This window comes from Lacticaseibacillus sharpeae JCM 1186 = DSM 20505 (assembly GCF_001436225.1).
Classification (GTDB): domain Bacteria; phylum Bacillota; class Bacilli; order Lactobacillales; family Lactobacillaceae; genus Lacticaseibacillus; species Lacticaseibacillus sharpeae.
Window position 1 is genome coordinate 1 of sequence record NZ_AYYO01000009.1, and the last position, 13,228, is coordinate 13,228.

At 54.4% G+C, this 13,228-nt stretch carries 11 protein-coding genes; 7 read left to right on the forward strand and 4 right to left on the reverse strand.

The features are described from left to right. The first annotated feature begins 290 nt into the window (after nucleotides 1-290). Genes FC18_RS02205 through FC18_RS02215 form a run of 3 tightly spaced genes read left to right on the forward strand, consistent with a single transcriptional unit; the run spans nucleotide 291 to nucleotide 5,219 of the window. Complete coding sequence (locus tag FC18_RS02205) at nucleotides 291-1,373, forward strand: bifunctional glycosyltransferase family 2/GtrA family protein (RefSeq protein WP_054677722.1); 1,083 nt, start codon at nucleotides 291-293, stop codon at nucleotides 1,371-1,373. Between the two features lie 5 nt (nucleotides 1,374-1,378). Continuing rightward, on the forward strand, nucleotides 1,379-3,358 hold the full coding sequence (locus tag FC18_RS02210) for a glycosyltransferase family 2 protein (protein ID WP_054677734.1): 1,980 nt from the start codon (nucleotides 1,379-1,381) through the stop codon (nucleotides 3,356-3,358). Between the two features lie 4 nt (nucleotides 3,359-3,362). Beyond that, nucleotides 3,363-5,219 (forward strand): hypothetical protein, encoded by a 1,857-nt coding sequence (locus FC18_RS02215; RefSeq protein ID WP_054677720.1) that lies wholly within the window; start codon nucleotides 3,363-3,365, stop codon nucleotides 5,217-5,219. A 53-nt stretch (nucleotides 5,220-5,272) separates the two neighbouring features. On the opposite strand, the gene ndk is transcribed toward FC18_RS02215, so the two are convergent. Beyond that, nucleotides 5,273-5,701 carry a nucleoside-diphosphate kinase gene (gene ndk, locus FC18_RS02220; protein WP_054677718.1) on the reverse strand — a complete coding sequence of 143 codons (429 nt, stop codon included), beginning with the start codon at nucleotides 5,699-5,701 and terminating at the stop codon, nucleotides 5,273-5,275. A 251-nt stretch (nucleotides 5,702-5,952) separates the two neighbouring features. On the opposite strand from ndk, the gene FC18_RS02225 reads away from it, so the two are divergent. Both FC18_RS02225 and FC18_RS02230 read left to right on the forward strand, forming a co-directional pair. Beyond that, on the forward strand, nucleotides 5,953-6,294 hold the full coding sequence (locus tag FC18_RS02225; RefSeq protein ID WP_082403935.1) for a thioredoxin family protein: 342 nt from the start codon (nucleotides 5,953-5,955) through the stop codon (nucleotides 6,292-6,294). A 105-nt stretch (nucleotides 6,295-6,399) separates the two neighbouring features. After that, nucleotides 6,400-6,840 (forward strand): nucleoside-diphosphate kinase, encoded by a 441-nt coding sequence (locus FC18_RS02230; RefSeq protein WP_054677717.1) that lies wholly within the window; start codon nucleotides 6,400-6,402, stop codon nucleotides 6,838-6,840. 106 nt (nucleotides 6,841-6,946) lie between these two features. Here FC18_RS02230 and FC18_RS02235 read toward each other — a convergent pair whose 3' ends face one another. After that, nucleotides 6,947-7,384, reverse strand: a complete 438-nt coding sequence (locus tag FC18_RS02235) for a methylated-DNA--[protein]-cysteine S-methyltransferase (RefSeq protein ID WP_054677716.1) — start codon at nucleotides 7,382-7,384, stop codon at nucleotides 6,947-6,949. Between the two features lie 397 nt (nucleotides 7,385-7,781). On the opposite strand from FC18_RS02235, the gene FC18_RS12275 reads away from it, so the two are divergent. Beyond that, a complete protein-coding gene (locus FC18_RS12275; protein ID WP_082403933.1) occupies nucleotides 7,782-9,095 on the forward strand; it encodes a polysaccharide deacetylase family protein in 1,314 nt (437 codons plus the stop codon). 58 nt (nucleotides 9,096-9,153) lie between these two features. On the opposite strand, the gene FC18_RS02245 is transcribed toward FC18_RS12275, so the two are convergent. Together FC18_RS02245 and FC18_RS02250 are read right to left on the reverse strand one after the other, a co-directional pair. After that, a complete protein-coding gene (locus FC18_RS02245; protein ID WP_054677715.1) occupies nucleotides 9,154-9,645 on the reverse strand; it encodes a GNAT family N-acetyltransferase in 492 nt (163 codons plus the stop codon). Between the two features lie 17 nt (nucleotides 9,646-9,662). Next, the gene (locus tag FC18_RS02250) at nucleotides 9,663-10,298 is read right to left on the reverse strand and encodes a copper homeostasis protein CutC (RefSeq protein ID WP_054677714.1); all 636 of its coding nucleotides are present in this window, start codon (nucleotides 10,296-10,298) and stop codon (nucleotides 9,663-9,665) included. 163 nt (nucleotides 10,299-10,461) lie between these two features. Here FC18_RS02250 and FC18_RS02255 point away from each other — a divergent pair, with 163 nt between their 5' ends. Next, nucleotides 10,462-13,200 (forward strand): YhgE/Pip domain-containing protein, encoded by a 2,739-nt coding sequence (locus FC18_RS02255; RefSeq protein ID WP_054677713.1) that lies wholly within the window; start codon nucleotides 10,462-10,464, stop codon nucleotides 13,198-13,200. Nucleotides 13,201-13,228: the final 28 nt, after the last annotated feature.

A 13,228-nucleotide genomic window follows, 5' to 3' on the forward strand; every position in this document is an offset into this window, starting at 1 on the left:
TAGAAAAAGGAGCTGACAGACAAGATGTCTATCAACTCCAAATATCGTAGCGCCCTTTTTTTGCGGCATTTACGCATTTTTGTTGCGGATTTTCATGAAAAAAGCATGGCTTTTGCGCATTTATGTGAAATGATGAGCTAGATGGTGTAAGCTCGAGGCGAAAACGGTGCTGGCGACACCGACTTGCCAGAGTTGTTCTGGGTAATTACAACTTTCGCTCCACTTTCTATTCTGAAAAGCGCACCGCACAACCGCTGGGTGGTTGTCGTGATGCTTGAAAGGTAGACATTATGCGTAAAGTTTCCGAACAAATTGGTATTTTGATTCCCGCATTAGACCCTGATCAGCGGCTAATAGACTTATTGCAGCAGCTAATTGCCACCGGCGAATTTAGTCAGCGCATCGTGGTGGTTGACGATGGTAGCCAGTCGCAGACGATTTTTAACGTCATTGGCCGAACCATGCAGCGCGACGTGACCGTCTTGCATCACGCACGCAACGAGGGGAAGGGTGCCGCACTGAAGACTGGCTTTAGCTACTTCATCCGCCAGCAGCAAGACCTCGTCGGGATTGCGACACTGGACGCGGACGGGCAACACACTGTCTCAGATTTGCAAAACTGCGTCCATCAATTTGAGCTGCATCCCCAAGACATGGTGCTTGGTTGTCGCGCCTTCGCCAAAGACATTCCACTGCGTAGCCGGTTCGGCAACACGCTCACGAACGCACTTGTACGGGCACTCACGCACTTGCCGATTACCGACACGCAGACCGGACTGCGGGTGATTCCCATTAGCTATGCGCAGGCAAGTCTGGCCTTTGCCGACCAGCGCTACGCATTTGAATTTGACATGTTGCTGCAGGCCAAGGCGCACCACGTCGGTATTGTCCAGCAACCAATCCAGACAATCTACCTCGATAACAACGCCGGATCCCATTTTCGGGTGCTCCGGGACTCGCTTGCAATCTACGCACGCTTCTTTAAGTTTGCGTTCAGCGGGTTCATCTCGTTTTTGATTGATATCGGGATTTTTGCGCTGCTCATTCACACCTTTAGCAGCGCGTCCCTCGCGAGCGTCATGACGGCGACGGTCAGTGCGCGGCTAGTTTCGGCCATTGCCAACTACCTGATTAATCACCACCTGGTCTTTGCGGGCAAGGGGGAGGCGGCTTTGATTAAATACGTTGCGTTGATGGTGGTCCAGATGTTGTTGTCCGCCACCTGCACGCACCTGATTGGAGCGGCCGCAACGGCAATCGGGCACCAGACGCTGGTCTTAACTGGCATTAAAATGGTGGTCGACTTCCTGCTCTTCATCGTTAGCTACCAGATTCAAAAGCGCTGGGTCTTTAACCAAAGAGGTGCTGACTAATGGGGATGACTGGTAAAAAACGTGCCGTTTACGTCTTGTCATTAGTGCTGTCGGTCATCTATCTGCTGTGGCGAGTGCTGTTTACCATTCCGTGGCACGCCCACTTCTTGACCTTAGTGTTCGCGCTATTGCTGGTTAGCAGCGAGATTTTCTCGAACCTGACCGCGTACATCTTAATCTGCTTGCGGATGGTGGAGACCAATAAGGCGCAGCAGAGTGTTGCGGTGCCGGCATTCACGCCCGGCCAGGAGTTACCCGCGGTGGATATTCTGGTCGTGACTCATAACGAAGAGGTTGATCTGCTGCGCAAAACAATCAACGCCGCGACGTTCATCAAGTATCCAGATAAGGCCAAGGTCACAATCAGTGTGGTCGATGACGGCAACCGGCCGGAAGTGGCGGCACTCGCCCGTGAATATCACGTGCACTATATCGGCATGGAGAATAATAAGCAGGCCAAATCCGGCAATATTAACCACGCGTTGCAGTTCCTGCACGCACCGCTGTTTGCGATTTTCGACGCTGACATGATTCCGTTTTCGACTTTTCTGCTGCACAGTGTGCCATTTTTCACCCGCAACTTTGCGGATTTGGCAGCAGATCCCGACCACACGAAGCCGCTGGGGTTTGTGCAGACCCCGCAGAGTTTTTACAATGCCGATATTTTTCAGTACAATCTGTATTCCGAAAAAATCGTGGCGAACGAGCAGGACTTCTTCTCCCGCGACGTCAACGTGTTGAACGGGTCGAATCAGACCGCGCTCTTCACGGGCTCGAACGCGTTGTTCTTGCGGCAAGCCGTTGATGATGTTGGCGATTTTCCTACCGACACCATCACCGAAGACTTTGAGCTCGGCGCCAAACTGAATATTGCGGGTTACGCGAGCCTGGCGACCATGCACCCGGAGTCTAGCGGCACGACGCCAATCGACGTTAAGGGTGTGATTAAGCAGCGGACGCGGTGGGCGCGCGGAGTGGTGCAGAGCTGTCGTAACTTGCACATTTTTGTGAACCCCAAGATTCCGTTCTTAAACCGCATTATCCTGATTAACTCTTACCTTTACTGGTGGTCATTTGCGCGCCGGTTGATTTACATTGCGGCGCCGTTGCTCTATGCGCTGTTTAAGGTGCAGGTCGTGAACGCGAACTTCTGGATTTTGATGCTTGTGTGGGCCCCAGGGTACTTTTTGCTCCATTACGTGCTTGGTGATGCCTCTAGCCGGATTCGGGACGAACGGTGGGGCGAAGTGCAAGAGACGTTCTTCGCGCCGTATCTGTTTCTGCCGGTGCTACTGGAGACCATCGGCATTAAGGCAACCAAGTTTAAGGTGACGAATAAGGATGCGCAGTCCAACTGGCGGGATAAGCTCTACATTTTGCCTTACCTCGTGTTGTGGCTCTTAACCGCCTTTGCCATTGTTAGCTTCAACTACGGCAAGTGGGGCTCCGAAATCCTGGTGGGGAGCATCATCACCTTCTGGCTGGTGATGCACTTCATCAACCTGAGCTTCTGTTTGTTTATTGTTCTGGGGCGGGGTGTATACCGCCGCAGCGAGCGGTTTGCCCGCAAAGTCGACGGGGAAGTGGTGCTCCCGGACGGTCAGGAAGCACGCATCCACACCGACGATGTTTCCGATGGTGGTTTCTCCTTCACCTTCACCACAGACGGCGCAAAACTGGCGGTTGGCCAGCAATTTGCCGCGACCTTCTACTACAAGCACCACCCCCTGCACGTGCGGGGAGAGGTCGTGCGGAAGACGCAGGATAAGCACCCGCTGTACGGGGTGGTGCTGCGCGACCTGCGTCAGGCCGATTACAACTACTACCTGCAGTTAACGTACGATGGTGAAAATGAACTGTTGCCCGAAGAACAGGATCGCTGGATTACGCCGTTTGACGAACTGTACATGAATTTCGTGCTGCGGTTTAGAACCTTGGATCGGCAGTTGCAGCGGCTGAATCGCGGCAACACGCAACGGGGGTGATTGGATGACTTTTGCATTTGGCGCACTTATCCTCATCATGTCGCTGAGTGGCTACAATATGGCCTGGCGCATGCTTGGGGCTGAAGTCCATTTAAGCTGGCTCACTGCCATTTTGACCCAAATCATTGCGTTATACGTGTTTGCGATGCTGAAGCTGCTCAATTTAGGGCTGCTCTTGGTGACTTACGTTGGCGTTTTGTTATTCGTGGTGCTGCTCATCTTGCTGCTGTGGGGCAAATTGCGTTTTCCGTTTGCCGGCACGCACATGTTCGATCTCTGGATGATTGGTATGGGCATCTACATGGGCTGGATTCTCTACCACAGCCCGCTCATTCACTATGACAACTACACCCAGTGGGCGCTCATCGTCAAATTCATGAACTTCGCGGGGCGCTTGCCAACCGTGCATGACACCCTGATTACCTACACCTCGTATCCGACCGGCACGGGCCTGTTCATCACCTATGTGGTGCGCCTGCTGGGCTTCAGCAGTGGGGCGATGTTGCTGGGGCAGTTCATCCTGATTTGGGCGGGCCTATACGCGCTGTTTGGCGTGCTGCGCGACAAGTCGCGGGGGCTCACGGCACTGGTATTGTGCTTCGTGCTCGCGATGTCGAATGTCTTCAACATCGCCATTCGGATGAACAATCTACTGGTGGATTATGTCTTGCCCGTGCTGGCGGCAGCCGGAATCGCGGCAGTATACATCTACCGCAGAAAGCCGCGCATGCAGCTGCTAACAGTTACGTTAATTGGTGCCAGTTTGCTCCTGGTCAAGAACTCGGGGACCTTCTTCGTGCTGTGCATCGGCGTCTACTACCTGTACGCGCTTGGGCACTACCAGGCTGCTGCGAGTTGGCGGAAGCGGCTCGAGCATGTGATCAGTCTAGCTGTGTTTGCGGTGGGGACGTATTTGCCCTTTGCCTGGTGGAATTACCACGTCAAAACCACCTTCGCGCTATCCAAACACGAAATCAGCGCGACTGCGTACAAGAGTCAGCTGGCCCACGAAACCACGGCCCAAATCTGGGGTATCGGGCGCAAAATGGTACACACACTTTGCAGCGGGTCGTCGTTGTCAGCGAACGGAATCTTGTTGCTCAACCTAATCGTGCTTGCTGGGTGGGGGCTGCTGCGGTTCTGGTGCCGTAAACAAAACGCGCTGCTCAAAGTGTTATTTGCCATCGACGTTGGCGTGATTCTGTACGTCATCTCGCTGTTTGGCATGTACGTGCTGGCAATGCCGTACGCGGAAGCCAAACTGCTAGATGGCTTTGAACGGTATATGTCCAGCGTCATGATTCTCGCCTTGTTCATTGCGGCAATGGCGGGGGTGGTGGCCATGGACTACGCGATGTACGAACAGCAGATTGACAAGCGCAGCCTGCGTAGTTTCACTTCGGTATTCACGAAGAGCGCGTACCAAACGAGCTCGCTCGTCCTGGCAATCTTCTCCATCATCATGATGTTCTCTGAGGCCAACGGGGTCGATTACCAAAACCAGATGAACATTAACGCGCTGCCGCAGCAACTCGACCGGATTATGCGGCAACGAACCACACTGAATCATGACCGGGTCCTGATTGTTGATCCACACGCAAACGATGTCGCCAACTACTTCACCGGGTATGTTGGTCGGTACTACTTCTTCTCGGACAAGGTTGTGGGGCAAGAGAACTTCGACATGTCACGGGCCCAGTTCAAACAAACGGTGCGCGGCTACAAGTACGTCGCCATCCCCGAATGGCACCGCACCTTTTCTGCCATGGTCAAGCAGGTGTGGGGGCAGCACCTCAAGACGGGTCTCTTCCGGGTGACGCGTAATGGGTTGGTCCGGATGCAAAAGGGAAAAGACTGGTAATGGCCAGCAAAAAGGGCAAGACGCGTTTGCGTCTTGCCCTTGCTAGTTAATGTTTACTTGCTTAATTCAGGGAACCAGATGGGAATTTCCCGTTCGGCGCTGTCCGCACTGTCGGAGCTGTGGACAACGTTCTTGATTGGGCCGGGGCCCCATGCACGGCCGAAGTCACCGCGGATGGTACCGATGGCTGCTTCAGTGGGGTTGGTGCTCCCCGCCATTTTGTGGAAGCATTCGATGATGTCGGTGCCGCTTGCAACCATCGCAACCATTGGCCCACTTTGCATGAATTTTTCAATGCCTGGGTAGTAGGGCTTGCCGACAAGCTGCTGGTAGTGGGTCCGCAGCTGCTCGGTGCTGGCGTTCACGACCTTCAGTGCGTCGATGGTGAACCGCCGCCGTTCCAACCGGCTAATTACGTCGCCGATGTGGCCGGTAGCAACCCCATCTGGTTTTACCAAAATCAATGTGCGTTCTTCAGTCAAAGTCGCGCCTCCTGTGATGATTGGATATAAATTCGGTGCTTATCTACGTTTTAATTATATGGGTGCAAGTCGCGGGTTGCAACTTGTAAACGTTTTGCCTGCGACGGTTTCTGAAAAATGTCACTTTGTAGATTTACTTACTTTTTGTTTGCAATTTTGAAAATCTATGGCATAATAGATTTATCAATAAACGCAGATGCGTAAGTACCGCGGCGCACAACTTGGCTCGCGGTCTGAAGGAGGATGTTCTTATGGAAATGTACAAGCCAGAAGTAGTCAGCGACGAGGCGGTGCACGCCGTAATCGACAAGGCGGGCAAGCAGCTCATGTTCTTGACGGCTGATTGGTGTGGCGATTGCAAGGCCATCAAGCCATTCGTCCAGAAGATTAAGGACCTCGCAACCAGCAAGGGCGCTGGTTGGGTTGACGCCGATCGTGACGCCAACATCGAAGTTGCAAATGAACAGGGCCTGCGCGGTATTCCCGCATTCGTTCTCTTTGAAGACGGCAAGCAGGTTGACCACATCGGTAACGGTGAACGCCTGAACCCCAAGGATGTTATCGCTTGGGTGAACAACACCGTCCTCGCTTAAGTTAAACAATCCTGAAGTCATCGCAGCTGCGGTGGCTTTTTTTGTGCCTGATGGTAAAATGTAATCGGATACAACGCTGTGGTTTAGATGACAGGAGGTACTTCTTTGGCAGAGGAACGGACTTTGATTTTGGTGAAACCAGATGGTGTGGCGTCAGGCCATATTGGGGATGTTATTAGCCGGCTGGAACGGCGGCGGTTCACGATTGACGGCCTGAAGGTGGTCCGTGCGACCAGGGCGCAGTTGCAGGCCCATTACCCGCAGCTCGTAGACAAGCCGTTTTACCACGAAATTGAGGATTACATGATGAGCGGCCCGCTCGTGGCCATTATTGCTTCCGGGACGGGGATTGTGGCCGACTTTCACAAGATGGCTGGCGTTACCAAGCCGGAAGAGGCGGCGTGCGGCACCATTCGCGGGGACTTCGGCCGTGCCTGGCCGGACGGGAGCATTCTCAACGTGGTGCACAGTTCGGACAGTCCCGAGACGGCGGCGGATGAAATCAAAGTGTGGTTTCCCGAGCTTGCTGATGTAGAGGAAGACTAATTAACCACTAAACAAATGACCCGATGACCAAAAAGTCGTCGGGTCATTTTTACATTATTACGCCTTCAAGTTGCAGCAATTCAGCCTTCATGGCACTGCCACCCCGTTAGCCGCCGATGCCGCCACTCTTGGGCAGCACGCGGTGGCAGGGGATGACGATGGGGACGGGATTGATGTCGATGGCGTGGCCGACCGCACGGTTTGCGGTGGGACGGCCAATTGCGGTGGCAATGTCCTGGTAGTGGACGGTTTGGCCGTACGGAATTTGGCGCAGCGCGGACCAGACGGCCTCTTGAAAAATGGTGCCGTGAATATCAAGGGGCAGGTCGAACTCCCGCCGCGTGCCGTTCAGGTAGTCAGTGATTTCAGTGCTGTACGGGCGCAGCATGGCATCATCCAGGTGCATCCGGGACTGTGGATAGAACCGCAAGATTTCGCTGGCGGGTTCGTCCGCAAACCCGACGAAGGCCAACCCCTGACGTGTTGCCGCAACGACATAATTTTTTTCATGCACGGTTAGTGTGCTGTAGTACAAATCTTGCATGTCAATTTCCTCCGGGTTTTCGTTTTATAGTACATTTGTTCGCCTGTGTGTGCAAGTCATATTCACTTGCGGGCGCATAAATGCTGATATGCATGTTTAGCGCGCACGAGGCGATTGTGACGCACTTAGAAATAGATAACACGTGCCCAAAATCAAGTGTGACAAAATTCCGGACGAAAATAGTTTGGGAAGCGCATTAGTTTTGCACCACAACAAAGTAAAGACCTGGTTAAACTTATTAATATATTGATGAATACTCTATACAGCCAAATATTACCCGTGTAACATATTTGTTATGAACGTGTCAAAAACGAAACTGCCATGTGCAATTAAATGACGGGGACACAGATGACACGATTAAGACGTGTGGGGGTCACACGGGGGTTGGAGGATTATTTTGAAATATTTACGGTTGGGATTAGTCGTTGCGGTGGTTTTGGCACTGTCCGCTTGCGGGGCGCACAAGCCGGCAAGTCAAAGTGATAAGTTGTTGCAGGTGCAGCAAAAGTCGCTGGCAAGCAGTGTGGTGCAGGAACACAATAACGTGACGGTGATTATGCCCCGCGAAAAGGGCAAGCATAACCTGGTTACGGCAAAAAAGTACGTGGCGGCGGCCAAGAAAGAGCTCGGCAAGGTTACCGGGCAGACGCAAAGCAAGGCGGCGTACGTCACGTTTACGGGGCAAAAAAGTGCCCGCAACTTTGTCCACTTGCAACCCGTTGTGTCCGTGTACCAGCGGCAAAAACGGGCGACAAAACTAGTTGCACGCCGGCAACTAGCCAGCGTGAATGTCGACACGCAGACGGGCAAGGCCGTCACCGCCGGCAGCTTAATGCGCAGTCAGCAGCAGCTAAAGGCCATCAACTACCACGCGCTGGCGGTGGCGGTGGCTCACAAGCAATACACAGATGTGCAGTTAACGCAGGCCCGCAGCATCACGTTCATGAAGAACATGGCGGCCCAAAACTTTAACTTGAGCAGTAAGTACCTGACGATTTTCCCGGCGCAGAATCCGTTGCACATTAAGGCGGTCAAGATTCCGCTCACCCAGATTAAGGGGTACCTGGATCGGCTGTACACGGTCGCAGAGCCAAACTTCGGCAAGGAGAAGGTCGTCGCATTGTCATTCGATGACGGCCCGAACCCCAAGACCACGCCGACTGTGCTGAAGACGCTGAAGCAGGAGCACATCAAGGCCACGTTCTTCATGGTCGGCTATGAAGTGGCGGCTAACCCGGCCCTGGCACGTTCCGTGGTTCAGGCTGGTAACGAGGTGGGGACGCACACGTTCGACCACAAGAATCTGGCGGTCCTCGATCCGGCCAGTGCATATGCGGAAGTTGAACAGTCGGCCAATGCGATGTACCACGCACTTGGGACACTGCCATTAACATTGCGGCCACCATACGGCGCGGTGAATAAGGCCCACGACAGCACGATTCCACTGCCGTCCATCCAGTGGGCGGTCGATTCTGAGGACTGGCGGGTCCACGCACCGGCACCGATTATCGCCCGCATTAACCGCACCGTTTATCCCGGCGCAATTATCTTGATGCACGATATTCACCCGCAAAGTGTTGCGGCCCTGCCGCAGGTAATTCGCACGCTGAAGGCGAAGGGTTACCGGTTCGTGACGGTGAACCAGCTGCTCGGTAAGTACCTGCTGCCAGAGGAGCAATACTTTGGCGCTGGTGACCACCGTTCGATTTGATTAAAACAAGGCACTAAAAAAATCGCTCACATACCGTGAACGATTTTTTAGTACCCACTTATTTAAAATCGGGGGTGTTCGCGAAGATTTCTTCGTGCAGATTGCCAAAGGGCGTCGGGGCTTCCCGCTTGATGCCGGTGGCGTGAAAGCCAGCGGACTTGTACAAATTAATTGCGGGCAGATTCCCGGTCAACACCACGAGGTAATACGTGGCGTACTGCGCGGCAAGCCGGGTCAAGCCGGCCTGGAGCAGTGCGCGGCCAATACCTTGGTGCTGGGATTGCGGGTCCACGTAGAGCGAGTATAGTTCGCCGTGGCCCCGATATGCGGCCAGGCGGGCCGGGCCAAAACTGCAGACGCCGACAATTTGGTCACCATCCATGGCCAGCAGGGTGTTTTGCTGCCGCTTTTCCGGGTGCCAGGTTGCGGGAGTGAGGGAATCCAGGTAGGCCTTGGGCACCAGCTTGCGGTAGGCCACCTGCCAGGTTCGGTAGTAGAGGTCCGCCACGGCGGCGAAATCAGTTTGCGGAGTGGCTGCGATTATTTGCAAAAAACGATGCTCCTTTATTAGTAGCGGATGATCTTCGTGCCGTGGGCTTGATCCACGCCCAGGTAATTCGTGATTTCATCCACGTTCGCGTTGGTGATGCCGCCGCCCGGCAAGATGCCAATTCGGCCGGCCGCGTAATCAACGTACGCTTTAATGTTCGGCAGCGTTTTGCCGATGGGCAGTGTGAGTGGACCGCCGTGGGTCAAAATGCGCGTGACGTGGTGGTCGATGAGCCAGTCAATGGTGGCTTGGCGCTGCGAATGGACGATGGTGTCAAAGCCCATGTGGCAGACCACCTCCATCGGGGTGGCCGCGGCGATGAGTAGCTCCATGAGCTTGGTGTCGAGTCGGCCATCCGGGGTGACGGCGCAGAACGTGACTGCCGGTACCCCGCACTCGGCGGCGGTGCGGATGTCACCAATCATCATGGCCACTTCCTCTTCCGAGTAGACGAAATCGCCGCCGCGGGGCCGAATCATGGCCACCAGCGGAATGCCAGCCTCGCGTGTGTATTGCGCCGCTGCGGCCATGACGCCCCGCGAAACGGTCGTGCCGCCGACCGCCAGATTATCGTTTAATTCGATGCGCCCGGCACCGGCACGAATGGCTGCGGGGATGTCAGTGAAATTCTCAACGCAGACTTCTTTGATCATGTGAAAACGCTCCTTTTATAAATAACGTTATTGATGATTGCCGAATTTGCAATAAAACTTGTTAGAACCGCTGTTTAGGTACATTTTTCATAAAACAATTAATGACATATATGCTAAAATACGGAAAGATTAGTCCATTCATAAACACCAGGGGGAAATAGAGATGAAGAAGGTTTTTGAGCTGTTCCTGCTCGATTGGAAGCGAATATTCAAGAGCAAGGCAGCGACATTACTAATGCTTGCACTCTTGATTATCCCATCATTGTATTGTTGGTTCAACGTCTGGGCGCTGTGGGATCCATACAGCAACACCGCCGACTTACAGGTGGCGGTGTACTCCGCGGACAAACCGGTGACGTTCCAGAAGCAGCAGGTGGCTATTGGCGACCAGCTGGTTGACCAGCTGCACAAGAACAAGAAGCTCGGCTGGCGGTTTGTGGACTCCAAAGCGGCGGTCGCAGACGGGGTGCGCAGCGGGAAGTACTACGCGGGGATTTACGTGCCGAAGAATTTTTCCGGGGACCTAATGAGTTTCGTTGAGGGCAAAATTCAAAAGCCGGAACTGACCTATTACGTCAACGAGAAGATTAACGCCGTGGCCCCGAAGCTGACGGGCACGGGGGCTTCAACGCTCCAAGCCACGATTGGTACCGAGTTCCAGGAGACCGTCGCGGGGACGCTGATGAAGGCGATGAATAAGGCGGGGGTGGACCTGGACGCTAACTTGCCGATGATGCGGCGCATGGCTAGCTTGCTTTTGGACACGAACAAGAACTTGCCCGAGCTGGACAAGTACGTCGCCCAGGCCAAGCAGCTGCAGACGGATATGCCGGCAATTAAGGCCAAGCTCAAGGAAGCAAACGCGATGACCGCGTACCTGCCGGAAGTTAACAAGTTGGCCAAGAAGATTGTCGCGGTCAACGGGTACCTGCCGCAAGTCGAAAGCGCGGGGGCATTAGCGACGAGTGTGGCGGGGAAGATTCCCGAAATCAAGCGGGCCGGCACGCAGCTGCAGACGGTCAACAATGATTTTGACACCATCAGCGGCACCCTCGATTCCGCCATCACGACGGCTACGGGCGCCTTGACGGTTCTGGATAAGGTGGATTCGGCACTGCCGGCCATCACGCGTGCGGGTAAGGACGCCCAGGGTGCGGTGGCGACGGCCAAGGACGACATTATCCCGCAGATTGACAAGGCGCTCCCTGCCGTCAATACGGCTGCCGTCAGCGGACTGGCGCTACTTACTTCCTTGAACGGCACCTTGACGACCAAAATGACGAATATTAGCTCCGACCTGACGGCACTCAAGAACGATGCTGATAGTCAGGCTGCCCGCACGGCGCTGGTTAACGAACTGGCGAGTGTGGCGACTAATGCCCAGACCGGTGCGGATACCGCCACGAGTTTGGCGAACGCACTGACTAAGCTGCAGACGGCCTATAACAATGCGGCCAGTGGCAAGCAAGACAACACGCTCACGGCCGGCATTACGCGGCTGCAAAACGTGGCGACCATCTTGACGCAACTCAGCGTGCGCGCGTCCGCGTTAAGTGCGGATGCCAAGTCTGCTAGTGTTGACCAGCTGCAAGCAAAGGTCGACGCGCTCGCCGTTGTCTTTGCCAAGTTCACCGCTGCGGACAAAGCGCTGGCGGGGATGAACCTCGATACCAAGGTGGCTAAGTTCAACCAGCAGTTCAAACAGTTGTTGGCGGATACGGCGACCTCCCTGGCTACCTTGAATACCAGCGTCATGCCGAAACTACCGGGTTTGCTCAAAAATACGAAGCAGGTGGTCAAAAATGCGGTGCAACTGCTGACCAAGTACCAAAAGCAGATGCCCGCGCTGAAGCAGGAATTGGCGGATGCCAACACGTTGCTGAACGGACACATGGATGAAATCACCACCGGTCTCACCACGGTTAGCGCCATGTACAAGAATGACTACCCAACGCTCAAAAACAAGTTGGGGCTGGCGACCTCCTTCATCAACAATGACCTGCCCGGCATTGAAGATGAGCTGACGACGACACTGGGCCAGCTGAACACGGCCATGCCGAAAGCCGAAAAAGCGTTGACGGAGGCCAACAAGCTGCTGGATGCGGACTGGCCGCTGCTGCGTACGGGCATCACCAAGGGGGCCAAATTGGTCGCTGAAGGTAAGAAGTCCGTGGACTTTAACAAGCTCATCAAGTTGCTCAAGCGGGATGCAGGTAAGGAATCTGACTTCCTGGCCAACCCCGTCACGCTGAAGACCAAGTCCTACTACAGCATTCCGACGTACGGTTCGGCTAGTGCGCCATTCTACACGGCCCTGTGCATGTGGGTCGGGGGGCTGCTCCTGTCGAGCATTCTGGTGACGGACATCGCCCTGGACGAGAAGCAAAAGCGGCGTTACGGCACGAAGGCGAAGTTCACCGGCCGCTTCTTGACGTTTGCGGTGATTGGCTTGCTCCAGGCACTCATCGTGGCACTCGGGAACATGTTCCTCATCCACGCGTTTGTCGCGCAGCCGTTCATGTTCATCCTCATGTCGCTCTTCCTGGATCTGATGTTCATGGGTATTTTGTACCCACTCGTGTCCCTATTTGGGAACGTCGGGAAGGGCCTCGGGATTATCATCCTGGTGCTGTCGATTTCTGGGGCCGGGGCGAACTTCCCCATTCAGCTGTCGGGGCACTTCTTCCGCATGATTAATCCGTGGTTGCCGTTCACGTACGCAGTGAACTTGATTCGCGAAACAGTCGGGGGCATCTACTGGCCGAACATGTGGCAGGATATTATTGTGCTGACGCTTTATGGCGTGGGCTTCTTCCTCGCCGGACTGCTTCTTAAACAGCCAATCGAGCCACTGATGAACAAGCTGCACGCGAATGCCGTTAAGAGTAAGATCATTCACTAATTAATCACTAAAGAAAGGGGGGATTGCC